At 73.3% G+C, this 24,884-nt stretch carries 23 protein-coding genes and 1 tRNA gene; 13 read left to right on the forward strand and 11 right to left on the reverse strand.

Annotation, left to right across the window (positions count from 1 at the left end; all coding sequences use genetic code 11):
* Positions 1-145 precede the first annotated feature (145 nt).
* Positions 146-2,848 carry a pyruvate, phosphate dikinase gene (gene ppdK, locus ACI79Q_RS08465; RefSeq protein WP_456613027.1) on the forward strand — a complete coding sequence of 901 codons (2,703 nt, stop codon included), beginning with the start codon at positions 146-148 and terminating at the stop codon, positions 2,846-2,848.
* 85 nt (positions 2,849-2,933) lie between these two features.
* On the opposite strand, the gene ACI79Q_RS08470 is transcribed toward ppdK, so the two are convergent.
* Together ACI79Q_RS08470 and aztD are read right to left on the reverse strand one after the other, a co-directional pair.
* Positions 2,934-3,806 (reverse strand): metal ABC transporter substrate-binding protein, encoded by an 873-nt coding sequence (locus ACI79Q_RS08470; RefSeq protein ID WP_456614528.1) that lies wholly within the window; start codon positions 3,804-3,806, stop codon positions 2,934-2,936.
* The gene (gene aztD, locus ACI79Q_RS08475; RefSeq protein ID WP_456614529.1) at positions 3,803-5,089 is read right to left on the reverse strand and encodes a zinc metallochaperone AztD; all 1,287 of its coding nucleotides are present in this window, start codon (positions 5,087-5,089) and stop codon (positions 3,803-3,805) included. The genes ACI79Q_RS08470 and aztD overlap by 4 nt, the downstream gene beginning before the upstream one ends.
* A gap of 210 nt (positions 5,090-5,299) precedes the next feature.
* Between aztD and ACI79Q_RS08480 the strand changes: the two genes are divergently transcribed.
* Genes ACI79Q_RS08480 through ACI79Q_RS08495 form a run of 4 tightly spaced genes read left to right on the forward strand, consistent with a single transcriptional unit; the run spans position 5,300 to position 8,850 of the window.
* Entirely contained in the window at positions 5,300-5,923 is a 624-nt protein-coding gene (locus tag ACI79Q_RS08480) for a YdcF family protein (RefSeq protein ID WP_456588926.1), read from the forward strand.
* A 10-nt stretch (positions 5,924-5,933) separates the two neighbouring features.
* A complete protein-coding gene (locus ACI79Q_RS08485; protein WP_456588927.1) occupies positions 5,934-6,413 on the forward strand; it encodes a hypothetical protein in 480 nt (159 codons plus the stop codon).
* A complete protein-coding gene (gene dnaG / locus ACI79Q_RS08490; RefSeq protein ID WP_456614530.1) occupies positions 6,413-8,299 on the forward strand; it encodes a DNA primase in 1,887 nt (628 codons plus the stop codon). Before ACI79Q_RS08485 ends, dnaG begins: the two co-directional genes overlap by 1 nt.
* Positions 8,296-8,850, forward strand: a complete 555-nt coding sequence (locus ACI79Q_RS08495; RefSeq protein ID WP_456588929.1) for a hypothetical protein — start codon at positions 8,296-8,298, stop codon at positions 8,848-8,850. Before dnaG ends, ACI79Q_RS08495 begins: the two co-directional genes overlap by 4 nt.
* Before the next feature lie 13 nt (positions 8,851-8,863).
* On the opposite strand, the gene ACI79Q_RS08500 is transcribed toward ACI79Q_RS08495, so the two are convergent.
* Complete coding sequence (locus ACI79Q_RS08500) at positions 8,864-9,073, reverse strand: hypothetical protein (RefSeq protein ID WP_456588930.1); 210 nt, start codon at positions 9,071-9,073, stop codon at positions 8,864-8,866.
* A 137-nt stretch (positions 9,074-9,210) separates the two neighbouring features.
* Here ACI79Q_RS08500 and ACI79Q_RS08505 point away from each other — a divergent pair.
* Positions 9,211-9,283: transfer RNA gene (locus tag ACI79Q_RS08505), tRNA-Asn, on the forward strand.
* A 97-nt stretch (positions 9,284-9,380) separates the two neighbouring features.
* Here the strand turns inward: ACI79Q_RS08505 and ACI79Q_RS08510 are convergent.
* On the reverse strand, positions 9,381-10,298 hold the full coding sequence (locus ACI79Q_RS08510) for a LysR family transcriptional regulator (protein WP_456599136.1): 918 nt from the start codon (positions 10,296-10,298) through the stop codon (positions 9,381-9,383).
* 168 nt (positions 10,299-10,466) lie between these two features.
* On the opposite strand from ACI79Q_RS08510, the gene ACI79Q_RS08515 reads away from it, so the two are divergent.
* From ACI79Q_RS08515 to ACI79Q_RS08525, 3 genes are all read left to right on the forward strand, one after another.
* On the forward strand, positions 10,467-11,066 hold the full coding sequence (locus ACI79Q_RS08515) for a hypothetical protein (RefSeq protein WP_456599137.1): 600 nt from the start codon (positions 10,467-10,469) through the stop codon (positions 11,064-11,066).
* Positions 11,067-11,215: 149 nt separating this feature from the next.
* Positions 11,216-11,593 (forward strand): nuclear transport factor 2 family protein, encoded by a 378-nt coding sequence (locus ACI79Q_RS08520; RefSeq protein ID WP_456588935.1) that lies wholly within the window; start codon positions 11,216-11,218, stop codon positions 11,591-11,593.
* Between the two features lie 95 nt (positions 11,594-11,688).
* On the forward strand, positions 11,689-13,380 hold the full coding sequence (locus ACI79Q_RS08525) for a flavin monoamine oxidase family protein (protein ID WP_456614531.1): 1,692 nt from the start codon (positions 11,689-11,691) through the stop codon (positions 13,378-13,380).
* Positions 13,381-13,461: 81 nt separating this feature from the next.
* Here ACI79Q_RS08525 and ACI79Q_RS08530 read toward each other — a convergent pair whose 3' ends face one another.
* The gene (locus tag ACI79Q_RS08530) at positions 13,462-14,373 is read right to left on the reverse strand and encodes a hypothetical protein (RefSeq protein ID WP_456614532.1); all 912 of its coding nucleotides are present in this window, start codon (positions 14,371-14,373) and stop codon (positions 13,462-13,464) included.
* Positions 14,374-14,467: 94 nt separating this feature from the next.
* Positions 14,468-15,211 (reverse strand): SDR family oxidoreductase, encoded by a 744-nt coding sequence (locus tag ACI79Q_RS08535; protein WP_456614533.1) that lies wholly within the window; start codon positions 15,209-15,211, stop codon positions 14,468-14,470.
* A gap of 80 nt (positions 15,212-15,291) precedes the next feature.
* On the opposite strand from ACI79Q_RS08535, the gene ACI79Q_RS08540 reads away from it, so the two are divergent.
* Positions 15,292-15,765, forward strand: a complete 474-nt coding sequence (locus ACI79Q_RS08540) for an RrF2 family transcriptional regulator (RefSeq protein ID WP_456588939.1) — start codon at positions 15,292-15,294, stop codon at positions 15,763-15,765.
* Positions 15,766-15,891: 126 nt separating this feature from the next.
* Here ACI79Q_RS08540 and ACI79Q_RS08545 read toward each other — a convergent pair whose 3' ends face one another.
* The 3 genes from ACI79Q_RS08545 to ACI79Q_RS08555 form a co-directional block, all read right to left on the reverse strand.
* Complete coding sequence (locus ACI79Q_RS08545) at positions 15,892-16,872, reverse strand: ADP-ribosylglycohydrolase family protein (RefSeq protein ID WP_456599142.1); 981 nt, start codon at positions 16,870-16,872, stop codon at positions 15,892-15,894.
* Positions 16,873-16,913: 41 nt separating this feature from the next.
* Positions 16,914-18,599: a ribonuclease J gene (locus ACI79Q_RS08550; protein WP_456599143.1), complete on the reverse strand. Its 1,686-nt coding sequence runs from the start codon at positions 18,597-18,599 to the stop codon at positions 16,914-16,916.
* A 120-nt stretch (positions 18,600-18,719) separates the two neighbouring features.
* Complete coding sequence (locus ACI79Q_RS08555) at positions 18,720-20,027, reverse strand: class I SAM-dependent methyltransferase (protein WP_456613021.1); 1,308 nt, start codon at positions 20,025-20,027, stop codon at positions 18,720-18,722.
* Positions 20,028-20,215: 188 nt separating this feature from the next.
* On the opposite strand from ACI79Q_RS08555, the gene ACI79Q_RS08560 reads away from it, so the two are divergent.
* Positions 20,216-20,884 carry a hypothetical protein gene (locus tag ACI79Q_RS08560; protein WP_456614534.1) on the forward strand — a complete coding sequence of 223 codons (669 nt, stop codon included), beginning with the start codon at positions 20,216-20,218 and terminating at the stop codon, positions 20,882-20,884.
* 24 nt (positions 20,885-20,908) lie between these two features.
* Here ACI79Q_RS08560 and ACI79Q_RS08565 read toward each other — a convergent pair whose 3' ends face one another.
* Positions 20,909-22,066 carry an AI-2E family transporter gene (locus ACI79Q_RS08565; protein WP_456614535.1) on the reverse strand — a complete coding sequence of 386 codons (1,158 nt, stop codon included), beginning with the start codon at positions 22,064-22,066 and terminating at the stop codon, positions 20,909-20,911.
* Positions 22,067-22,444: 378 nt separating this feature from the next.
* Here ACI79Q_RS08565 and ACI79Q_RS08570 point away from each other — a divergent pair, with 378 nt between their 5' ends.
* The gene (locus ACI79Q_RS08570; protein ID WP_456588945.1) at positions 22,445-22,705 is read left to right on the forward strand and encodes a hypothetical protein; all 261 of its coding nucleotides are present in this window, start codon (positions 22,445-22,447) and stop codon (positions 22,703-22,705) included.
* Between the two features lie 111 nt (positions 22,706-22,816).
* Positions 22,817-24,100, forward strand: a complete 1,284-nt coding sequence (locus ACI79Q_RS08575) for a phospholipase D-like domain-containing protein (protein ID WP_456588946.1) — start codon at positions 22,817-22,819, stop codon at positions 24,098-24,100.
* Between the two features lie 40 nt (positions 24,101-24,140).
* Here the strand turns inward: ACI79Q_RS08575 and ACI79Q_RS08580 are convergent, their stop codons facing one another.
* Positions 24,141-24,833, reverse strand: coding sequence for a metallophosphoesterase (locus tag ACI79Q_RS08580; RefSeq protein WP_456614536.1), 693 nt, complete (start codon positions 24,831-24,833; stop codon positions 24,141-24,143).
* Positions 24,834-24,884 lie beyond the last annotated feature (51 nt).

Genomic DNA, 24,884 nt, shown 5'->3' on the forward strand with positions numbered 1-24,884 from the left:
CACCGCGGCCAGGGCTCGCGCCGGCTGCTCTTGTACGCCAGGATCGACGGACGTCGGCGGGGTGGACGTTTAGGACGTCTGCTCCGCGCGGCATTGTCTCCTCTGGCGGATCGGCCCCGGAGGGCTGACGGATGCGGAGGTACGGGTGGCTGACGGGAAGTGGGTCTACGACTTCAGCGAGGGCAGCAGGGACCAGAAGGACCTGCTCGGCGGCAAGGGCGCCAACCTGGCCGAGATGACCAACCTGGGTCTGCCCGTGCCGCCCGGCTTCACCATCACCACGGACGCCTGCCGGTACTACCTGGAGCACGGGAGCACCCCGCCGGAGCTGGACGAGCAGGTCAGCGGGCACCTGGCGGCGCTGGAGAAGTCGATGGGGAAGACCCTCGGCGATCCGGTCGACCCGCTGCTGGTGTCGGTCCGGTCCGGTGCCGCGGCGAGCATGCCGGGGATGATGGAGACGGTCCTGAACGTCGGCCTCAACGACGACTCCGTCCAGGGTCTGGCGGCGCAGTCGGGGAGCGAGCGCTTCGCCTGGGACTCCTACCGCCGGCTGATCCAGATGTTCGGCAAGACCGTGCTGGGCATCGACGGCGCACTCTTCGACGACGCCCTCGACGCGGCCAAGGAGGAGCAGGGCACCGATCTGGACCTGGATCTCGACGCCGAGCACCTGCGCGACGTCGTCGTCCGGTTCAAGGCCATCGTGCGCGAGCACACCGGCCAGGACTTCCCGCAGGACCCGCGGGAGCAGATGGATCTCGCGATCAACGCCGTCTTCGACTCCTGGAACTCCGACCGGGCGATCATCTACCGCCGTCGCGAGCGCATCCCCAGCGACGCCGGCACCGCCGTGAACGTCTGCGCCATGGTGTTCGGCAACCTGGGCATGGACTCCGGCACCGGCGTGGCGTTCACCCGCGACCCGGGCAGCGGCGAGCAGGGCGTGTACGGGGACTACCTGCAGAACGCGCAGGGGGAGGACGTCGTCGCCGGCATCCGCAACACCGTGCCGCTGGCGGACCTGGAGACCATAGACAAGGGCGCCTACGACGAGCTGATGGCAACGATGTCGCGGTTGGAGTCGCACTACCGCGACCTCTGCGACATCGAGTTCACCATCGAGCGCAACAAGCTCTGGATGCTGCAGACCCGTGTCGGCAAGCGGACGGCGGGGGCGGCGTTCCGCATCGCGACCCAGCTGGTCGACGAGGGGCTCATCGACATGGACGAGGCGGTCCGCCGGGTCACCGGTGACCAGCTCGCCCAGCTGATGTTCCCGCGGTTCGTCTCCGGGGGCGACGCCCAGCAGCTGACGCAGGGCATGAACGCCTCGCCCGGTGCGGCCGTCGGCCGGGCCGTGTTCAGCTCCGAGGCAGCGGCGCAGTGGGCCGACCGTGGTGAGAAGGTCGTCCTGGTCCGCCGGGAGACCAACCCCGACGACCTCTCCGGCATGATCGCCGCCGAGGGGGTGCTGACCAGCCGCGGTGGCAAGACCTCGCACGCCGCCGTCGTCGCCCGGGGCATGGGCAAGACCTGCGTCTGCGGCGCCGAGGAGCTGCGGGTCGACACCAGGGCGAAGGAGTTCACCGCGCCCGACGGCACCGTCGTCCGCGAGGGCGACGTCATCTCCATCGACGGCTCCACCGGCAAGGTGTGGCTTGGCGAGGTGCCGGTGGAGCCCTCGTCGGTGGTCCGCTACTTCGAGGGCGAGCTCGACCCGGAGCACGACGACGCCGACGACCTGGTGAGGAGCGTCCACCGGATCCTGACCCACGCCGACGAGAAGCGGCGGCTCGACGTCCGCACCAATGCCGACACCCCCGAGGACTCCGCCCGTGCCCGGCGGTTCGGCGCCCAGGGGATCGGCCTGTGCCGGACCGAGCACATGTTCCTCGGCAGCGACCGCCGGAAGCTGGTCGAGAAGCTGATCCTGGCCGACGGCGACGAGGAACGGCAGGCCGCCCTGGACGCCCTGGAGCCGCTGCAGAAGCAGGACTTCCTGGAGATCTTCGAGGCGATGGACGGGCTGCCGGTCACCGTTCGGCTGCTGGACCCTCCGCTGCACGAGTTCCTCCCCGACCTCACCGAGCTGTCGGTACGGGTCGCGCTGGCCGAGGAGCGCGGCGAACCCGACGAGGGCAATCTGCGGCTGCTGACCGCGGTCCGCCGCCTGCACGAGTCCAACCCGATGCTGGGCCTGCGGGGCGTGCGGCTCGGTCTGGTGGTGCCCGGGCTGTTCGCCATGCAGGTGCGGGCCATCGCCGAGGCCGCCTGCGAGCGGAAGCAGGCCGGGGGCGATCCGCGGCCGGAGATCATGATCCCGCTGGTGGGCGCGGTGCAGGAGCTGGAGGCCATCCGCGAGGAGTCCGAGCGGGTGCTCGCCGAGGTCTGCGAGGAGTGCGGCATCGACCTGCGGCCGCTGATCGGCACCATGATCGAGGTGCCCCGCGCGGCGCTGACCGCCGCCGAGATCGCCGAGCACGCCGAGTTCTTCTCGTTCGGCACCAACGACCTCACCCAGATGACGTGGGGCTTCTCCCGCGACGACGTCGAGGCCGCGTTCTTCCACCAGTACCTGGACAAGGGGATCTTCGGCATCTCGCCGTTCGAGTCGCTGGACCGGGACGGCGTCGGCCGGCTGGTGCGGATCGGCGCCGAGAGCGGCCGGGCGGCCCGGCCGGACCTCAAGCTCGGCATCTGCGGCGAGCACGGGGGCGACCCCGACTCGGTGCACTTCTTCCACGAGGTCGGCCTGGACTACGTCTCCTGCTCGCCGTTCCGGGTGCCGGTGGCCAGGCTCGAGGCCGGGCGCGCCGCGCTCGGCGGAGGGCGCGCGGGCGCCTGAGAGAGGATCCCGGAGCCCCCGCGCCTCGCGAGCTCGGCCCCGGGCCCCTGCACGGCGGCTGCGGTGCAGGGGCCCGGGCTCGCCGTCAGCCGTCGCAGGCGAGCCCGCGACGCAGCGCCGCCAGGTTGGCCGCCATGAGCTCGGGATAGGTCTCCTCCGCCTGCACCCGCTCGACCGGGTGCAGCACGTCGGTGGCAAGCCCCAGGTCGCCCGCGAGGGTCCGGGCGACGCGGTCCCCGGCGGTGGCCTCGAAGAAGATCGTCCGGGCGCCGGTGCCGGTGACCTCCTCCGCGACCTGCCGCAACCGGCTGGGCGAGGGCTCGACGTGCGGGTCCAGCCCCGCCACCCCGACCTGCCGCAGGCCGTACCGGTCGGCGAGGTAGCCGAACGCCTCGTGCGAGGCGAGCAGGGTGGCCCCGCGACAGGGCGCGAGGGTGTCGGCGTACTCCCGGTCGATCTCCTGGAGCGCGGCCGCCAGCCGTTCGGCGCCTTCTCGGTAGGCGCCGGCGTGACCGGGGTCCGCCTCGGCGAACTCGCCCGCGAGGCGGTGACCGAGGTCGGCGAGGCGGGTGGGGTCGAGCCAGAAGTGCGGATCGGCACCCCGGTCCGCCAGGGCGGCGGCGTCGACGACGTCCTCGGGGCGCTCCTGCTCGAGGACGGCGTCGACCGCCGGCTGCAGGCCGCCCGACTGGTGGACCACGACGTCGACCTCGGCGAGAACCGCGACGTCCCGGGGCGCCGGTTCCAGCCGGTGGCTGTCCCCGCCGGGTGGGACCAGGTTGGTGACCTCCACGTGCGGTCCGCCTACCTCCTCGCTCACGTACGCGAGAGGGTAGGAGGTGACCACGACGTCCAGCCGTGCGTCGTCGGCGCCGTTCGCCGCGTCCCCGCAGCCGGTCAGGGCGGTGAGCAGGCCGGCCGCGACGAGGCCGGCCGGCAGGGCCGCCGGCCGGATCACTCGCCCTGCTCGTCGTGCTCGTGGTCCTCCTCGTGCGCGCCGTGCGCCTCGACGTCCCCGGAGACGCCGGCGAGCTCGTTGGGCGTGACCTCCAGCTGCGCCGACTTCCACACCTCGCCGCCCTCGACGTCGACGGCGTGGATCTCCCGGGTGGCGGGCTCGGTCACGTAGGCGATGCCGTCGACCACGAAGACCTGCGGGTGCGGGTCCTGCCAGTTCTCCGACTCCTCCCACGGCCCGGTGACCGGGATGGAGTCCGTGACGGTGCCGGACACCGGGTCGATGACCTGCAGCGCGCCGTCGTAGGTCAGGACCAGCCCCTCGCCGTTCGGCCCGCGGCCGAAGGAGCGGTACCAGTACGGCGCCGGCAGGTCGACCAGGCGCAGCTGCGCGGTGGTGGTGTCGATCAGCGCCACGGTGCTGGAGCGGTCCTCCGCGCTGCGCTCGTAGTCACCGAGCACGATCGGCGAGTTCTCGGTGCCGAACTGGTTGCCGATGCGGCCGTACTCGTCCGGGCTCTCGATCTTCACCAGCTCGCCGCCGGCGTACAGGACGGCGCCGTCCTGGCAGCCGATGACGACCGCCTCGTCGGCGGCCACCGTCTCGCCGTGCACGGCGGGGCAGTCGTCCCGGGCGGCGATCTCGTCCCCGTCCGCGTCGAGGATGCGCACCCCGGAGCGCTCCTCCTCCGTGCCGTCGGAGACGAGCATCGTGCCGTCCTCGAGCTCCACCGCGACGCCGTGGTGGGCCGCCGGCGTGGCGAACTCGCGCACCTCGCGGTCCGGGTCGGCGAGGTCGGCGCTGTCGAACGCGGTGACCTCCCCGGTGCCGTCGTCGAACAGCACGGTCCGCCCGGCGTGGGCGACGACGTGCCCGGGCTTCTCGGCGGGGAGGACGACGTCGGTCAGCTCCGGGTCGGCGGCGTAGTAGTGCTCGTGGTCGCCGTGCGGCTCGGCCCAGGCGCCGCCGTCGAGCAGGCGGAAGCCCTGCTGGGTCGACACGAGGAAGTGTCGGCCGTCGCCGGCGGCGTTGAGCCGGTTGAAGCCCTCGAGCGGCTCGTCGGCGAGCACCTCGAGCGTCTCGCCGTGCAGGACCAGGAGGCCGCCGTCGTAGGTCAGGGCCAGGCGCGGCGAGCTGGCGCCCAGCTCCGCCGGTCCGGACGCGGTCGGCGCGCTGCTGGCCGACGCCGGCCCACCGCCGTCGGTCGACGCGCAGCCGGTGGCCAGGGCGAGGGGTACGGCGGCCGCCAGGGCGGCGGCGCGGAGGGAGGGGAGGGGAGACACGGGTGCTCCTGTCGTTCGGGGATCGGACGACGTGACCGTACCCATAACGAGAATCATTCTCATATACGGGGGGTGTGTGGACGCGCCTCCCCGTGGTGCGGTCGCGGGGCGCCGGCAGCGCGGCGAGCCGCCGGCGCGACGCGAGGCGGCGCGCCGGTGCCCCGTCCCGGGCCGCCGCGCGCCGTCGTCCCCGCGTGGTACCCATGACGGGTGGGTGTGCGGAGTCTGCTGTCGCGGGTGGTCGGGGCCGGGGTCCTGGCCGCCGTGCTGCTGGTGGCCTCCACGGCGCTCGCCATCTGGTGGACGGCGCGGCAGGACGCCCGGCCGCAGTCCGACGCAATCGTGGTGCTGGGCTCGGCCCAGTACAACGGCGTCCCGTCGTCGATCTTCGCGGCCCGGCTGGAGCACGCGCGGGCCCTGTACGAGCAGGGCGTCGCACCGGTGATCGTGACCGTCGGCGGGAAGGCGGCCGGCGACCAGTTCACCGAGGCGGAGGCCGGGCGCGACTACCTCGCGGCGGCCGGGGTGCCCACCGAGTCGCTGCTCGCGGTGCCCGAGGGTGTGGACACCCTGGAGAGCATGCGCGTGGTCGGCGCGGCGTTCGACGAGCGCGGCTGGGAGCGTGCCGTGCTGGTCACCGACCCCTGGCACGCGATGCGCGCCGAGCGGATGGCCGAGGACGCGGGGATCGAGGCGGAGAGCTCACCGACTCGCCAGGGCCCGGCGGTGCAGACCCGCGCCACCCAGTTCCGCTACATCCTGCGGGAGACTGCTGCCTACCTGCTCTACCGCGTGACCGGTGAGAGCATCGCCGGCGCGCCCGGCATCGGCTGAGGGAGGAACGGTGCTCGAACTGGGCAGGGCCGGTACGCAGGGCGCGCCGAAGGGCGTCCTGCCGGTGCTGCGCGACGGCCGGGTCGTGGCGACGCTGCGCCCCGCGACGTGGACGGAGGCCGCCACGGTGGCGGTCGACGGCGACACCTGGGAGTACGCCCGGCGCAAGCGCGAGCTCACCGGTCACCGGTCGGGTGACCCGGAGGGCACCGCCCGGCTGCGTGCCCGGCAGACGTCGAGCTGGAGGGGCACCTGGGCGATCGACCTGGAGGGGGCGACGGTCGAGGTGCGGCCCGCCTCCCGCTGGAAGGGGACCCACCGGTTCCTGCTGCACGGGCGTCAGGTGGCGGAGAGCGGCACCACGCCGGGCTGGACCCCGCGGCCCGCGATCACCCTCGACGGCGCCCTGCCGCTGGACCAGCAGCTGTTCCTGCTGTGGTGGGAGCACGTGATCCGCCGGCGGGTCACGGCAGCGGCGGCGGTCGCCTGATGGCCGGCCGGGGGCGCATTCGCGCCGCGGACATCGCGCTGGTGCGCGACCGCAGCAAGATCGACGAGATCGTCGGCGAGCACCTGCAGCTCAAGCGCGCCGGTGGCGGGAGCCTCAAGGGGCTGTGCCCGTTCCACGACGAGAAGTCGCCGTCGTTCCAGGTGACGCCGAGCCGCGGGCTCTACCACTGCTTCGGTTGCGGGGTCGGTGGCGACGTCATCCGCTTCGTCCAGGAGATCGACCACCTGTCGTTCACCGAGGCCGTCGAGCTGCTGGCCAACCGCGCCAACATCGAGCTGAAGTACGAGGACGACGGCGGCCGCCCCACCGCGGGCCCCGACCGGGCCTCGGTCGGGCAGCGGGCGCGGCTGGTCGCGGCCAACACCGCGGCGGCCGCCTTCTACGCCGAGCAGCTCGGCACGCCGGAGGCCGCGCCCGCCCGGCAGTTCCTCGCCGACCGCGCCTTCGACCGGCAGGCGGCGCTGGACTTCGGCTGCGGCTACGCACCCGGCGGCTGGGACGGGCTCACCCGCCACCTGCGAGCCAAGGGCTTCAGCCAGCAGGAGCTGGTCACGGCCGGGCTGGCGAAGGAGTCCTCCCGGGGCACCCTGATCGACCGCTTCCACCGCCGGCTGGTGTGGCCGATCCGCGACATCACCGGCGACGTCATCGGCTTCGGTGCCCGCAAGCTGATGGACGACGACCCCGGCCCCAAGTACCTCAACACCCCGGAGACACCGCTCTACAAGAAGAGCTCGGTGCTCTACGGCATCGACCGCGCCAAGCGTGACATCGCCAAGCGGCACCAGGCGGTCGTCGTCGAGGGCTACACCGACGTCATGGCCTGCCACCTGGCCGGGGTGACGACGGCGGTGGCCTCGTGCGGTACCGCCTTCGGCGCCGAGCACATCGGGGTGCTGCGGCGGCTGCTGATGGACCAGGACGAGTTCCGCGGCGAGGTGGTCTACACCTTCGACGGCGACGCGGCCGGCCAGGCGGCGGCGATGAAGACCTTCGCCGAGGACCAGCGCTTCGTCGGTCAGACGTTCGTCGCGGTCGAGTCGGAGGGGCGTGACCCGTGCGAGCTGCGGCAGGAGCACGGCGACGCCGCCGTCCGCGACCTGGTTGCCCGCCGCACCCCGCTGATCGCCTTCGTGCTCAAGACCACGCTGGCCGGCTACGACCTGGATACCGTGGAGGGCCGGGTCGCCGCCCTGGAGAAGACCGTGCCGCTGGTGGCCCAGATCAAGGACCACGCGCTGCGCCCCGCCTACGCCCGGGAGCTCGCCGGGATGATCGGCAACACCGACGAGGCAGAGGTGCTCGAGCGCGTGCGCCGGGCGACCGGTGACGGGGGAGGAGCGCCCTCCCGGGGCCGCCCCCGCGCGCCCCAGCGCACCCCCGACGACGCCGCGGTCGCCGTGGAGCGGGAGGCGGTGAAGGCCGCGTTGCAGGCGCCCGAGCTCGCCGGCCCCGAGTTCGACGCCATCCCCCCGAACGCCTACACCGACCCCGACTACGCCGCCGTGGTGGCCGCCATCGCCGCGGCCGGGGGTGTGGCTGCCGTGACCGTCACCGGGCCGGCCTGGCTGGACGAGGTCGCCGCGCACTGCGAGCGGGAGAGCGCCCGCGCGCTGCTCACGGCGCTGGCGGTGGAGCCGATGCGCTCAGTGAGCGGCGAGTGCGACGCCGGCTACGTCAACGCGCTCCTCGCGCGGGTGCAGGAGATGGCGACCGTCCGCGAGATCACCGCCCTGAAGGGCCGGCTGCAACGGACGAACCCGGTCGACTCCGGCGACGAGTACATGAAGGCCTTCAAGCAGCTGATGGATCTCGAGCAGCTGGCGATCTCGCTGCGCAAGCGTGCGATGGGCGGCCTGGCATGAGCCTGCTGGCCGAGCTGCGGCGCCGGTTCGCTCGCCCGCCGGAGGAGGTGCGGGCCGCGGTGGCCGACCCCGACGAGCGGGTGCTCGCCTGGGGCGTGCTCGCCCGCGGGGCCGGCTGGCTGGTGGCCACCTCCCGCGGTCTGCGGGTGATCGGCCCGGCCGCCGGGGACACGGTGCTGCCGTGGCACGAGGTGGGGCACGCCCGCTGGGCCGCGACCGCCGACGGCGGCGGTTCCTTCACGGTCACGCCGCTCGCCGAGGTGGAGCCGGGTGTGCAGTCGCGGCTGCCGGTGGTGCGGCACGTGCTCGCGGACGCCGGCGACCTCCCCGCGGTCGTGCGGCGCCGGGTGGACCAGACCATCGTCACCAGCCGGCGCGTACCGCTGCCGGACCGGGGAGGGCTGCTGCTGGTCGCCCGCCGGGTGCCCGGTCAGGCCGTCCGGGAGTGGACCGTGGTGTTCGACGACGACGCCGACCGCGACGACCCGGGTGCCAGGGAGACCGCACGGCAGAAGCTCGCCGAGGTGCTGGCCGCCGAGCTGCCGGACTGAGCCGGCGCGCGGATCAGCGAGGGGCCTCGCTGCCCAGCTGGGCCTTCAGCGTGGAGACGGCGTCGTCGGCCTTGGCCTGCGCCATGCCCGCGAGGCTCTGCAGGCGCGGGTCGTCCTTGGCCTGCTCCCAGGCGCGCCGGAGCTGCTCGTAGCGCTCGCGGCCGGCCCGCGACCCGAGGACGTAGCCAGCCCCGAATCCGGCGAGGAACGACAGCTTGGCCACGGAAACCTCCAGAGTGAACATGCGGTGAACGAGGGCCACCGTACCTGTGGTGCACAACGCTTCGCCCCTCGTGAGCCGCGTGCGGGGGGCGTCGGCGCGTGGGGTACTCTCGTCGGGCCAGCGGTTCGCACCGCTGATCCCCCGTAGCTCAATTGGCAGAGCATGCGACTGTTAATCGCAGGGTTATTGGTTCGAGTCCAATCGGGGGAGCAGACACGAGCCCGTGACCGGCCCGCCCGCCGGTCGCGGGCTTCGATCGTTCCCGGTCCGTCGGCTTCCCCGAGGCTGCACCGTCGGGCAGAGCCGGTCAGGCCGATGTCGGACGGAGCGACGCGTCCGCGTCACGCACCGAGCTCGTCGCCCGCCGCAAGGCCGCTACGAGCGGTGAGGGGTCGGTGGCTCGGGTGCAGAGGGCCAGCATGGCTGACTCCGCATCGAGGACCGGGAGGAACGCCACCTCGGGATGGCGGTAGCTTGCGGCCACGAACTCCCCGGTGATCGCGATGGCCTGCCTGGATGCGACCACCTCGAGCAGTGCATCCATGGTGCGGACGGAGGGGCCGTAGCGGACGGCGACTCCGCTGGGGCGTGGATCGCAGGCCCACCAACGCACCCACGCGGGGTCGGCGTCCTCGTCGGTCACATGGGGTTCGCCGTCGAGGTCCCGGAGTTCCACGGCCGGGCGCACTGCGAGCGGGTGCAGGGCCGGGAGGGCCACGACCCGCTTCTCCAGGTGTACCGGGTCGAAGCGCAGGCCTCGGGTATCCGAGAACGGCAGTCGCACCAGCGAGGCGTCGACGACGCCCTCTCGTACGGAGCTGACTTGCTGGGCCCATGGAAGTTCCACGAGGTCGACGGACACCTCCGGCACTTCGCGGGCCAGCTGGTCGAGCAGTTGACGGATCCGCCAACCCGCCGGCGCGGTCATGAAGCCCAGCCGTAGCGTGCTTGCCTGTCGGCGGCGGTGGGCCATCACGGCGGCGACGGCCCGGTCGGCGGCGGCGAGTGCCTCCCGCGCCTCGGCCAGGAAGCCCTCCCCGGCCGGCGTCGGGCGCACCGGGTGGGCGGAGCGGTCCAGCAACGGGACGCCGAGCGCCCGCTCGAGCTTGCGCACCGATTGGCTGAGCGCGGGCGCGCTGAGGTAGAGCCGCTCGGCCGCACGACCGAAGTGCCCGTCGTCGACGACGGCGACGAGGTGGCGCACGAGGTGCAGGTTGAGGTCCACGGTGACTCCTCCTGCCGACACAGTAGTGGCCCAGCTCACGTCGAGGCCGGTTCTGACCTGCGCTGTTAACCGATCGCTTTCGATGGCGGCCCATCTGCGTCATGGACCGATGCGAGCGGCGCGGCCCAGGATCCCCCCCACCTAGACCGCTGCACCCGAGGAGATCCAGTGAGCCGCTACGAGGACGCGCTGTCCGCCCATGCACGCGAGTTGGAGAAGCTCGTCTCCACCATCGACAACCCCCACCACCGGGCGATCCTGAAGAACTACCGGATGCACGGGTTGCTGGAGGTCTCCGGCCGGTACAAGGAGCTGCTGGCGCCGGACATGACCGTCGAGCACCCCCACTACCGCCTCCACGAGGGCGGGCAGTCGATCATCCTCGACGGAATGCCCGAGGTCACCGCCTTCTACGAGTCGCTCGCGGCGGCGAACGCCCTGGTGATGTGGGTGGGCGAGAACGACCTCGCGGTCAACGACCACGGGTTCTCCGGTGAGGTCGAGTTCTACGGGTTCGTGCCCGCCCCCATGCTCGGGGAGAGCGCGTTCTCGAACGTGCGGCCCGGGGACGACCCCGGTGAGATGTACCTGCTCAAGCGCACCCTTGCCTTCGTCTGGCCCTACGATGCGCGCGCCCGGATGATCGGCGAGCACGTGTACGAGGACGGCGCCTCCCGAGAGGTCATCGAGCCGGACCCGGCCGACGTCATCACCGCCGAGCGGGCTCGCGAGCTGCTTGCCCCGGAGATCGACAAGGTGCTGCCGTAGACCTCGCGCCGGTGCCCGGCACCGCTCCGGGCGGTCGCCGGACGTCCTCGTCGGGGGCCGCCACCGCGGTGTGGTGGTCCCCGACGAGGCGCTGGTGGGAGGGTGCCTGCGGTGGTGCGGGTCCGCACCGCGACGATGGACTGAGAGGGATGACCGTGCCGACCGACCCCTTCGCCGCCTTCCGGGCGGCCGTCGAGAACCGCGACGTCGATGCCGCGGTGCGGCTGTTCACCGACGACTGCGTCTTCCTGTCGCCGATCGTCCACGAGCCCTACCGCGGCACCGGACCGCTGCGCGCGATCCTCACCGGCGTCATGTCGGTCTTCGAGGACTTCCGCTACACCGCCTCCTACGCGGGCGACGACGGGCACGTCCTCGCTTTCGACACCAGGGTCGGCGGCCGCGTCCTCCAGGGCGTGGACATCCTGCGCGGCCGCGACGGCGTGCTCACCGAGCTGACCGTGATGGTCCGGCCCTACTCGGCCGCGACCGCGCTCCGCGAGCGGATGGCCGCCCTGCTCGCCTGAGCGTGGCGGGCCGCACCGGGCGCCCCCGTAGGGTGCGACACCGCGCGCCTGGACACCGGCCGCGAGCAGCCGGTGCAGGTGAGGAGGAGGACGCCGTGACGATCGGGCCGGACCGTGAGGCCGCTCGCGACGAGGACCGGCCGCCGGTCACGATCTTCGGCCCGGACTTCCCGTTCGCGTTCGACGACTGGATCACGCACCCGTTCGGCATCGGCGAGATCCCACCCGAGCGGCACGGCGAGGAGGTCGCCATCGTCGGTGCGGGGATCTCCGGTCTGGTCGCCGCCTACGAGCTCATGAAGCTCGGGCTCAAGCCGGTCCTCTACGAGTCGTCGCAGATGGGCGGCCGGCTGCGGTCGGCGCGGTTCGAGGGCGCCCCCGCGGAGATCGTCGCCGAGCTGGGCGGCATGCGGTTCCCCGTGTCGTCGACCGCCTTCTACCGCTACGTCGACCTGCTCGGCCTGGAGACCAGGCCGTTCCCCAACCCGCTGACGTCGGCGTCGGGCAGCACGGTCATCGACATCGAAGGCGAGACGCACTACGCCGAGTCGTCCGAGGCCCTGCCGCCGCTGTTCCGGGAGGTCGCGGCGGCGTGGGCCGACGCTCTCGGGACCGTGGGGTTCGACGAGATCCAGGACGCGATCCGGGCGCGCGACGTCACGAAGCTGAAGTCGCTCTGGGACGAGCTCGTGCCGCTGTGGGACGACCGCACCTTCTACGACTTCATCGCGAGCTCCGAGGCGTTCTCCCGGCTGTCTTTCCACCACCGGGAGGTCTTCGGCCAGGTGGGGTTCGGCACCGGCGGGTGGGACTCCGACTTCCCGAACTCGATGCTCGAGATCTTCCGCGTCGTGATGACGAACTGCGACGACGACCAGCGCTTCGTCGTGGGTGGCGTGGAGCAGGTGCCGTGGGGGCTGTGGAACCACGCGCCGTCCCAGCTCGCCCACTGGCCGGCCGGGACGACGCTGGCGAAGCTGCACTCCGGAGGGCCGCGCGCCGGCGTCGCCGCGATCGCCCGGGACGCGGACGGGCGCTTCGCCGTCACGGACGCCTGGGGCCACGTCCGCCGCTACCCCGCGGTGCTCGTCACCTGCCAGAGCTGGCTGCTGACGACGCAGATCGACTGCGACGAGAGCCTCTTCTCCCAGAAGATGTGGACGGCGCTGGACCGCACCCGGTACATGCAGTCGTCGAAGACCTTCGTGATGGTCGACCGGCCCTTCTGGAAGGACAAGGACCCGAGGACCGGCCGCGACGTCATGAGCATGACGCTCACCGACCGGCTGACCCGCGGCACCTACCTGTTCGACCACGGCGACGACCAGCCCGGCGTCATCTGCCTGACGTACTCGTGGATGAGCGACGCGCTGAAGATGCTGCCCTACCCGGTGGACCAGCGGGTGCGCCTCGCGCTCGGCGCGCTGAGGAAGATCTACCCCGACGTCGACATCGCCCAGCACATCATCGGTGACCCCATCACCGTCTCGTGGGAGGCGGACGCGAACTTCCTCGGCGCCTTCAAGGGCGCCCTGCCCGGGCACTACCGGTACAACCAGCGGATGTACGCGCACTTCGTGCAGGACGACCTCCCGCCCGAGCAGCGAGGGATCTTCCTGGCGGGTGACGACGTGTCGTGGACGCCGGCCTGGGTCGAGGGCGCGGTGCAGACCTCCCTCAACGCGGTCTGGGGCATCATGCGGCACTTCGGCGGCGGCACCCACCAGCAGAACCCGGGCCCCGGCGACGTGTTCGCCGAGATCGGCCCCATCGCGCTGCCGGACTAGGTGTGCTGCCCGGGGACGGCAGTTCCGGTCAGGCGGTGCCACCGTGGTCCAGGCAGCTGGGCCGGCCGGAAGCCCCGCATGTCAGGGGGCTCTCCTCCGGAGACCCGTCCCCAGGCTGATCTCCGCGAGACGCTCGTGCAGGACGGCGAGTCCGTACGCCACGCTTCCCGTGAGCGTCACGAGCGCCATCAGGATCATCGCTGGGCCCGCATCACCCTGGTGGGCGAGCAGCACCTGGGTCGGACCCTGCAGCGCGGCGGTCGTGCATCCCACCCACGTGAGCACCCAGGCGGTGCGGGGCCGCAGTGCTCCTCGCCTCACGAGCGGAACCACCCACCCGACCAGCGCGAGCAGCCCGGTCACGGCGAGGACGGTCCGCTGGGACAGGGCTTCCATCCCTCGGGGACCGCTCGTCCCGGGGCCGAACAGACCCCAGCAGGTCATGGCCATGCCGAAGGGCACCATGCTCAGGGCACCGACGGCGATGGCCCAGCCTCGCGGACGAGGCGGGGGGTACCTGAGAACGCGCCCCCACCGACCGAGGGTGTAACACCAGGCGAGGACTGCGATGCCGATGGCGAGCAGGCCGAATCCGCCGTACGTCAGCGCGAACACCCACGGGCTCAGATTGTCCATACCGTCGGTGTGCAGCTCGCCCGTCCCCACCAGCTGGAGCGCACCGCCCAGGGGGAGCCCGACGAGGATCGGAGCCAGCAGGCCGGTCGCTCCGCCCGCGAGCGCCACCACGATCCACCCGGGAACGCGCCGCCCCCACGGACGGACCAGCGCGATCGCCAAACCGACGGCCATCAGCTCGAGCAGGATGGTGACGACGTTGCCGACGACCACGCGGGTGCTGTGGAGCTCTGCTGCCCCGGCGGAGCTCTCCACTCCGACCGTGCTGCCGGTGAGCCACAGGATCTTCAGCGCCGTGTACGGCGCGACCGCGGCCACGACCAGGCGCAGGGCGATGCGCTGAGCACGGGGATGCATGTCCGGCCTCCGGCTACCTGTCGCGGCGCTCGACCACGGCGTGGACGTGATCGGACGACCAGGCAGGCGCGGTCGTCCGGTCGGACCGGCTGGATCACCGCTGTGCGGCGAGCCAGTCGTCGAAGGTCGTGGGTGCGATGCGCGCGCCGTCCGCGGGGAGGAGCACCTCGCCGGCCATCTCGGGGCCGAACACCGTCGACCAGCTGGGGCGGAGCTTCACCTGACGGCCCAGCACGTCGTTGGTGCGGCGGACCATGTCGACCAGGTCCTGTGGTTCCGGTCCGGCGACGTCGACGTAACGTCCCTTCGGCTCACCGACCGCCAGCTCCACGAGGATGCTCGCCACGTCGTCGGGTGCCACGGGCTGCAGCAGGAGCGGTGCCACGGTGGCGACCCCGTTCTTCTCCGTCCAGCCGGCGACCATGGCCGGGAAGTCGTGGAACTGGGTCGCCGGCACGATCGTCCACGGCACGGGACCTTCCTCCACGAGGCGCTCCTGGAGTCGCTTGCCTGCGTAGTGGGCGTTCCCCTGGACGCGGTGCAGGCCGGCGATCGAGAGCAGCACGTGGTGTCGCACACCGGCGCGATCCTCGGCCGCCAGGAGATTGCGGGTGGCCGAGCCGAAGTAGGTGAGCGCTTCGTCCACCTCGGTGGCTGCCGAGTTGGTGACGTCCACGACGGCCTGCACCCCGGTCAGGGCCTCGTCGAGACCCTCGCCGGTGAGCAGATCGACCCCGGACGACCGACTGACGCGGACGGCCTCGTGGCCGGCGCCCTCCAGCACCCGCACGACCCTGGCACCGATGTTGCCCGTGGCGCCGGCAACCGCGACCCGCATGGTTCCTCCCTCGTTCTCCGGGCTCGGCGGGACCTTATCTCGGAGGAAACATCTCCGCAATGTCCTGTTACGCTCCCCCCGTGAGGCTGCCGGCGAGCACGGAATGGCTCCTGCACTGCGCGACGACGCTCGCGCAGCTCGAGCGGGGCGCCTCCGCGACGGCCGCGCAACTGGCCGAGTACTACGACCTCCCGCCGGCCTCGCTGGCCAAGCAGCTCCAGTCGCTGGTCAAGGCGGGCGTCCTGCGCGCGAGCACCGGCCCCCGGGGTGGGTTCGAGCTGGCGAGACCGGCGGAGCAGATCACCTTGCTCGACGTCGTCGAGGCCGTCGACGGAGCGGTCTCCCCGTACGTCTGCCGGGAGATCCGACGGCGCGGGACCGGGGCTCTGCCCCCCGAGGAGTGTGCCCGCGCCTGCGTCCTCGCGGTGAAGATGGCCGAGGCCCACTCCGCGTGGCGGGAGAGCCTCGCGTCCTGCAGCCTCGCCGACATCATCGCCTCGCTGCCGGCCTCCGCGCCGGCGCGGACCCGACACCGCATGCGGCGCGGTTCCTGACCCGGCCCGTGGTCGGTTGTGGCGGCGGCCGACGCTGCCGACCCGGACATCGTGCGCGTGCGCGCGGACGGGTGGGTGACCGCTGCCCCCTGGGGCGCAGGAGGTCGTCGCCGACGTCGGGAGCGCTCAGCCCGGATCGACGGGCCCCCGGGTTCGGGTGGCGAGCCGGTGGGCCACCGATTCGATCCGTTCCCGGCCCTCCAGCCGGGCGAGCAGGTGCTCCGGCATCGCCCGGGCGCCGGCGAAGGCGCCGGCGATCGATCCGGCCATCGCCGCGATGGTGTCGGTGTCCCCACCCATCCGCACGGCGAAGGTGACGGCAGCCACCGGGTCCTCGAGCCGGGGGAGTGCGGCGCACAGAGCGGCCCCCACCGCCTCGTGGGCCGTGATGCCGTTCCCGGTCGTCGCCGCCGCCTGCTCGGGCCCGGTCGCCCGGGCAGCCGATGCGGCCGCGGCCACGGCGCCTTCCAGCTCAGCGGTCGCGAGGTGCCGGCGGCACGCCGCCAGCACCTCGTCGACCGGCGGTGGCGCTCCCCGGGGAGCGGCGAGCAGGTGGTGGACCGTCACCGCGATCGCGACGGCACCGTCCCGCCCGACGGGATGGGCGTGGGTGATCTCTGCGCTCCGCCTCGCCACCTCCGCCACCCGCGCCGGTCCGCCGCTCAGCGTGCCCACCGGCGCGGCCCGCATCGCGCCGCCGTTGCCCAGCGAGCCGGAGCCGTCGAACGACTCCCGGGCCACCGGGCGCCAGTCCCGACCGGCCAGCGCGGCGGCGAAGATCCGCGGGGGGTTGCCCCCGTATCCGCGCCACGGTTCCCGATCCCAGGTCCGGGCGAAGGCCAGCGCCAGGGCGTCCTGGTCGAGGTCGTCCGGACCGAGATCCGCGAGGTGATCGGCGAGCGCCACCTGCAGGGCCGTGTCGTCGGTCCAGCGCAGCACCCCGTCGGAGGTGAGCGACCGGTGGAGTTCGTCGGCCGGCACCCGGGCTGAGCCTTCGAACCGGGCACCGACGGCGTCCCCGACGGCGCCCCCGAGCAGGAGGCCGAGGACCCGGTCCTCCCAGGGCGCCGGCGCGGCGCCCGGCTGCGGGCGTGACCGAGCTGCCATTCCTCGGCCTCCGTGTGCTGACGCCGGGGCTGACCTCCTGCTCAGGCGTCGATGACGATCGGGATGATCAGCGGGCTGCGCCGGTAGCTCCGGTCCGCCCACCGGCCGACGGCCCGCGCGATCAGCTGTTCCAGCTGCACGGCTCCGCCGACCCCCTCCTCGGCCGCCTTGGCCAGCGCCTTCTCGATCAGGGGCACGACCTCGTCGAACGTCGTCTCGTCGTGCACGAAGCCGCGGGCCAGGAAGTCCGGCTCCTCGGCCAGCGCGCCGGTGTCGGCGTCCACGATGGCCACGACGGTGATGACGCCCTCCTGGGCCAGCGTGCGCCGGTCGCGCAGGTGGGCCTCCGTGGCGCCTCCGACGGTGGCGCCGTCGACGTAGACGTTGCCGGCGGGCACCTTCCCGGTGATGCGCACCTTGCCGTCGAGCAGGTCGACGGCGACGCCGTCCTCGGCGATGACCACGCCCCGCGGGTGGACCCCGGTCCGCACCGCGATGTCGCCGTTGGCCTTGAGGTGCCGCCACTCGCCGTGCACCGGCATGACGTTGCGCGGCCGCACGAGGTTGTAGACGTAGGAGAGCTCGCCCGCGCTGGCGTGCCCGGAGACGTGCACCTTGGCGTTGCCCTTGTGCACGACGTTGGCGCCCCACCGGGTGAGCTCGTTGATGACGCGGTAGACGGCGTTCTCGTTGCCGGGGATGAGCGAGCTGGCCAGCAGCACCGTGTCGCCCTCGGTGATCCGGATGACGTGGTCGCGGTTGGCCATGCGGGACAGCGCCGCCATCGGCTCGCCCTGCGACCCGGTGCAGACCAGGCACACCTTCTCCGGGGGGAGCTTCTCGAGCTCCTTCATGTCGACCAGCAGGCCGGGCGGCACGGTGAGGTAGCCGAGGTCCTTGGCGATGCCCATGTTGCGGACCATGGAGCGGCCGACGAAGGCGACCTTGCGGCCGTGGGCGTGGGCGGCGTCCAGGACCTGCTGGATGCGGTGCACGTGGCTGGCGAAGCTGGAGACGATCACCCGCCGGGGCGCGGTCCGGAACACCGTCTCCATCGCCGGGGTGAGCTCGGCCTCGGACGTCGTGAAGCCCGGCACGTCGGCGTTGGTGGAGTCGGTGAGGAAGAGGTCCACGCCCTCCTCGCCGAGCCGGGCGAACGCGCGCAGGTCGGTGATCCGCCGGTCGAGCGGGAACTGGTCCATCTTGAAGTCACCGGTGTGCAGGACCAGGCCGGCGCCGGTGCGGACCGCCACGGCGAGGCTGTCCGGGATGGAGTGGTTGACGGCGACGAACTCGCAGTCGAAGGGCCCGAACGAGGCCCGGTCCCCCTCGCGCACCTGGCGGGTGACCGGCCGGATCCGGTGCTCCTTCAGCTTGGCCTCGATGAACGCCAGGGTGAGGCGGGAGCCGACCAGGGGGATGTCGGGACGCTCGCGCAGCAGGTAGGGGACACCGCCGATGTGGTCCTCGTGACCGTGGGTCAGCACGATCGCCTCCACCTCGTCGAGGCGGTCCCGGATGGCGGTGAAGTCGGGGAGGATCACGTCGACCCCGGGCTGGTGCTCCTCGGGGAACAGCACTCCGCAGTCGACGATCAGCAGCCGGCCGGCGTGCTCCAGCACGGTCATGTTGCGACCGATCTCCCCGAGACCGCCCAGGGCCACGACCCGCAGGCCGCCTTCGGGCAGCGGAGGGGGGAGGCGGAGCTCAGGGTGCGCGCGACTCATGCCCTCACGCTACGGGCGACCCCGGTCGTCGTGCGTGCCGCGTCCCCGTCGACCGGTCCGGGGTCGTCTCCCCGCACGCGCGGGCAGGGCCGGAGGGGTGGTAGGCGCGACGGTTCCCGGTCACGAGCCCGCGTCGTTCCCGGCGGGTGGCACCGTGGCCCCGGCCCAGTCCGGGCGGCGCAGCGGGAGCCGGTTCTCCCCGCCCGGTTTCACCGCCAGCACCTGGTTCACCCCGACGCGGTGCCGTTCGAAGGCCAGGGCCGAGCCCGCGAGGTACAGCCGCCACACCCGGGCCCGGCCGGGGGAGGCGAGCCGGACGGCCTCGTCCCAGTGGTCCTCGAGGTTGCGCACCCAGGCCCGGCAGGTGAGCGCGTAGTGCCGGCGCAGCGCCTCGACGTCGCACACCTCGAAGCCGGCCTCCTCCAGCACCTGGACGTGCGTGGCCAGCGGCTGGAGCTCCCCGTCGGGAAAGACGTACCGCGTGAGGAACGAGCCCGGGTCGGGGCGGTCGGGGCCGGCCGCGGGGCCGCGCGCGATCGCGTGGTTGAGCAGCCGGCCGCCGGGGCGCAGCAGCTCGTGCAGCCCGGACGCGTACGCCGGCAGCTGGGCGCGGCCCACGTGCTCGGCCATCCCGACCGAGGCGATCGCGTCGAACGGCCCGTCGGCGACCTCGCGGTAGTCCTGCAGCCGGACCTCGACGCGGTCGGCGAGCCCGGCGTCGGCGATCCGCCGGCGGGCCAGGTCGGCCTGGGCCTCGGAGATCGTCACGGCGACCACCGAGACGCCGTAGCGGGACGCCGCGTGCAGGGCGAGCGAGCCCCAGCCGCAGCCGACGTCGAGCAGCCGCATGCCCGGCTCGAGCCCGAGCTTGCGGCAGACCAGGTCCAGCTTCGCCTCCTGCGCCTCCTCCAGCGTCGCACCGGGGTCGGGGAAGTAGGCGCAGCTGTAGACCAGCGAAGGCCCCAGCAGCAGGCGGTAGAAGTCGTTGCCGACGTCGTAGTGGTGGCTGATCGCCTTCCGGTCCCGCGACAGCGAGTGACGGATGCCGCGCACGCGGGACTCTTCTGCCGGCGGCGCGGGCGGCGGTCCCAGCACCCCGAGCCGGAGCAGCGGGCCGGCCAGCCGGGCCAGCGCCCGCCGGTCCAGGCGCAGCTCCGGCCGGGCGGGCAGGTCGTCGGGAAAGCTCAGCACGGCGTAGAGGTCGCCCTCGACGTCGAGGTCGCCGCTGACGTAGGCCCGGGCGAGCCCGAGCTCGCCCGGCGCGTGGACGAGGCGGCGCAGGGCACGTCGGTGGCGCACGACCAGCGTGGGTGCTCCGTCGACGACGGTCTCGGAGCCGTCCCAGCAGCGCACCGACAGGGGCAGCGGGGCCCCCAGGAGGAGGGTTCCCAGCTCCTCGACCAGCTGACTCGCGCCTCGTCGTGCCATGCCCCGACCCTGGCAGAAGGACCACCGGCACCGCGAGCGTTCTCACCCGCCCGCGCCACCGGTTCTCCGGGCGTCGTGTCGAACGGGTAACGGAGGCTGGGCCCGGTCCGCTCCAGGGGTGCAGGCTGGTGGGTGGCCGGCAGCCGGTCCGAGCGGCGTCGGCACACCGGCCGAGGGAAGGAGGAGGCATGCGCAGCCACCAGGGAACGCGGCCCGGGAGGAGAGCGGTCGTCCCCGGGACCGTGCTGACCCTCGCCCTGGCGGTGGGGGGCTTGACCGGCTGCGGGAACGAGGCGCCGGAGCCGTCGACCGACCCGGGAGCCGCGGAGGAGCTGGAGGAGCTGCGGGACGACATCACCGCCCTCCGCGAGCGCGTCAGGGCGCTGGAGGAGCGGTCGCGCCCGTCGTCGGAGCCGACTCCGCCACCGTCCGACGACGGCGGCGCGGACTCCGGCGACGGCGCGACGCCCGGAGCGGAGGCGCCACCGCGGCCGGTCGAGGACCCCGCCGGCGTGTTCCAGGATCCGGCAGCCCTGATCGGCCGGGACGTCACCGTGGTGGCCGAGGTCTCCGACGTCGTCGCGGTCAGCGAGGTGGGGGCGGCCTTCCGGCTCGCCGACGGGGCGGGCAACACCGTCGGCGTGATCACGGCCACCCCGCCGGGCGACCTGGAGGTGGGAGACGTCCAGCGGGTGACCGGCACGGTCGGCCGGGTCTCCCGAGACCGCTTCGAGGCCGTCTTCGGCATCGCCGCCGACGTGCTGGTCGACGACCCCGAGGCCTTCTTCACCGACCTCGGGGGGGAGATCGCCATCGCGGCGCGGGACGTCGAGGCCGTGCCGCAGCCCGCCGGCTGAAACGCCCGGCGCCCGCCGGTGAGATCAGCGAGCGCCCGGCGCCGGCTGCCGGGGGAGGGCGGCCGGTGGGGGAGCCGGGGGTGCGACCGGGTGCTCGCGCAGGTAGCCGAGGACCCGGTAGGCGACGGCCACCAGCGGAACGGCCAGCAGCGCACCGGGCAGCCCCCACAGCATCGTGCCCGCGGTCACCGCGACGAGGATCACGGCGGGGTGCAGCCGGAGCGTCCGCCCGACGATGATCGGTTGCAGGATGTTCCCCTCGACCTGCTGCACCACAAGGACGGCGATCAGCACGATCACGGCGTCGGCGAAGCCGTTGGTCACGAGGGTGACGAGCACCGCCACGGCCCCGCTCACCGTCGCCCCGAACAGCGGGACGAAGGCGCCGATGAAGGTCAGCAGGGTCAGGGACGCCCACAGCGGGACGCCCAGGACCAGCAGCGCGGCACCGATGCCCACCGCGTCGATGAGCGCCACGATGATGATCCCGCGCACGTACTGCGACAGCACCGTCCACGCCGAACGCCCCGCGCCGTCGATCTGGGCGCGCCGCCGATCGGGGGCGAGCCGCAGCGCCCAGGCCCACATCGATGCGCCGTCCTTGAGCAGGAAGAACGTCAGGAAGAGCACCAGGAGGACGGCGGCCAGGCCGTAGAGCGCCATGCTGGCCGCGGCCGTCGGTTCGGGCGCGAACTGGTAGATGCGGTCCACCACGGCGTTGCGGGCCTCGGTCACCTGCTGGGGATCCAGGCCCAGCGGCCCTTCGATCAGCCAGACCCGGATGCGGTCGATCCCCGCGGCCAGCGGCCGGGTGAGGTTCTGCAGCTGGTCGGCGGCACGGAACCCGATGAGGAAGCCGACGCCGACCATGACGCCCAGCAGGAACAGGACCGACAGCAGCGCGGCGAGCGCACGGGGGAGTCCCCGGCAGAGCCACCGGGCGATCGGTTCCACGATGGCGGTCAGCAGCAGTGCGACGGCGATGGCCACCGTCAGGAGCGGCAGCCGCAGCAGGAACCAGAACAGCAGCCAGCCGATCCCGGCCAGCGCGAGCAGGGCAGCGCTGATGACGAGGGTCCGCACCGCCCACGCCGGTGCGGTGGGCAGCGCGGCGGGGACGTGACCGCTGCCCGCCCGCGCGTCGACCGGGACCGCGGGCGCGTCGGGAGGGTTCCTCGGCATCTCGCCCGACCCTCGTCTCGACCACCGTCTCACCGAAGCCATCCCGTCCGCACCGTGCGTCCTCCGATCCATGGGTGCCCGTCCCGCGGTTCTCGCCCCGGCACCGGGCGCCGGGCACGTGCGCATCTTCGGCCACCAGGGCGCTGGCGGCCGGTCGAGCGGGCTGATCAGCCGTCCTGGCTGCTGGTGCCGCACGTCGACGCGGCCGGCGGGGACGGCCGCCGAGCCCTCCTCCTCGGACCACCCCCGCCGGCTCTGTTGCGATCGCCTTGCAGCTCTGTGTCAGACGGGGCGACGCCCGTGCCGGCCGGCACCCGGGAGGACAATCCGACGACGCGCCACCCGATGCAGTCGCCGCCCGTACCGCCGGAGGAAGCCATGTCCCAGCCCGTCCTGTCGCGCCCCGTCGGGTCCCCACCCTCCACCAGGAGCATCGCCGCCATCGACGGGGACCTGCACTGCTGCCGCGGCATCCGGCGGGACGCGGAACGCGAACTCGCCGAGGTGCGGCGGCGTCAGGAGGAGCTCGCCGATCTGGAGGCCACGTTGCTGGTCACGATCGACAGCCGGTCACGGATGGTCGACCACCTCCTCGACGAGCGTCTGCGGGCGGTCGCCGTCGCGGCGGGGCGCGGGTAGCTCCCGCGCCTGACGGTGTCGATCCGTTGACGGTCCCCGGGGGCGCGGTTCAGCCGCAGCGTTCCCGGACACCCCGTCGGCGACCGACGTGCGGATCGAGAGGAGCGTTGCGTGCCTGCCGGACGTGCGGTGGACGGGGTGGCCCCGGCCGGGGTGCGATCGGGGGAGCGCGGCCGTCGGGCCGCGAGCGCCGCCACGGAGGCGAGCCCCCGGCGGGTGCTCGAGGCGCTGGTCGGCGTTCCGTTCACCGAGGGCAACCGGGTCGACGTCCTGAAGGACGGCGACGAGACGTTCCCGGCGCTGCTGGCGGCCGTCGCCGCGGCGCGGCGGACCGTCGACCTCCTGTGGTTCTCCTGGCGCGGCGGTGAGATCTCCCACCAGATGGCCGGGGCGCTCGCCGACCGGGCCCGGGACGGCGTCCGGGTGCGGATCATGCTCGACGGTTACGGGGCCAAGCAGATCGACCGGGCCGACCTCCGGGTGCTGCGGGAGGCCGGGTGCACCGTCTTCTTCTACCGGCCGCTCCACACCGCGCGCATCAGCGTCTTCAACCTGCGCACGCACCGGCGGGTGCTGCTCTGCGACGAGACGGTGGCGTTCACCGGCGGCACCGGGGTGGACACGACGTGGACCGGGGACGGTCGGCACCCGGGGAGCTGGCGGGACACCGCCGTCCGCGTCGAGGGCCCCGCGGTCGCCGGTCTGCGGTCGGCGTTCCTCCAGACGTGGATGCAGGCCCAGGTCCGGCTCCCCGGGGGACTGGTGTCCGACGACGACCGGTTCCCCGAGCTCGCCGCGGCGGGCGGCACGGCGGTCCAGGTCATCCGGCCGCCGTCCCAGCCGGGCTGGAGCGAGGCCGCCGTGGCCGTCGCCGCGCTGCTGCGGTCGGCGCGCCGGCGCGTCCGTGTCACCACCCCCTACATCCGGCTGCCGCGCTGGCTCCGCGAGCTGGTGGTCGCCACCGCCGAGCGGGGCGTCCAGGTGCAGGTGCTGGTCGCCGGACCCCGCGTCGAGCGGTCGTCGGTACACCTCCAGGGGGAGCTGGACTTCCAGCCGCTGCTCGATGCCGGGGTCGAGATCTGGCGGTACCAGCCGTCGCTGCTGCACGCGAAGGTCGTCACGGTCGACGGCGCGGTCGCGATGCTGGGCACGGCGAACCTCGACACCCGGTCCCTCGCGCTGAACGAGCAGGTGTGCCTGGTGGCCGACGATCCGTCGGTGGCCGCCCTGCTGGATGCGCACTTCGACGAGGACGTGGGCCGCAGCGAGCGCGTCGACCCGGTGCAGTGGCGCGCGCGGAGCCTGCGGAGGCGGGCCCTGGAGGTGGCGTCCGACGTCGTCGGCCGGCCGCTGCGCGGCTGGGGAGCGATCGGGCTCGCCGGCCGCCGGCCCTGATCCGCTGCGGGACGTGCCGATGGCGCGGGGCAGTGCGGACTCAGCCCTCCCCGCGCCGGAGGTCGAAGAAGACCACCTGCGGGGGCGCGTTGATCCGCACCGGTACGACGCTGAAGCAGAGCCCGCACGTGACGAAGAGGCGGTTGCCCTCCGCCCCGTAGCCCTGCCTTCCCCACGCGTCGGCCACGATCTTCTCCTCCGCGGTCACCTCCAACCAGGACCAGTGGTCGGAGAAGGGCAGGGCGATCTGGCCGCAGTGGGTGTGCCCGGCCACGGCCAGCGGAGCGGAGCCCGCCGGCAGCTCGGGAAAGCTCAGCGGGTTGGGCATCAGCACCAGCCGCGCCGCATCCTCCGGAACCCCGGCCAGGGCCGCCTCGGCATCGGCGAGACCGGGTCGCACCGGGCCGATGCCCACCAGGTACAGCGGCTCGGCGCCGTCGGGCCCGGGGATCGTCAGCGCCTCGTTCTGCAGCACCGGGATGCCGGCGTCCTCCAGGGCGCGGGTCATCTCGTCGGCTCCGCCGGCGTGGTAGTCGTGGTTGCCGAGGACCGCGTAGGTCGGGATCCCGGCGTCCACGAGCGGGGCGAGGATCTCCATGACCGCGTCCACCTTCGGCCCCGGAGGGCTGTCCTCGCCGTAGATGAAGTCTCCGCCGAGCAGGACGACGTCCGGCTGCTCCTCGACGATCCGGTCGACGGCGCGCTCCACCATGCCGACGTTGGCCAGCCACATAGGGCGTCACGGGACCGCAACGACCCCGGGCTGAGGGTTCGTGACGGTTCG

Source organism: Blastococcus sp. SYSU DS0828 (assembly GCF_054050975.1).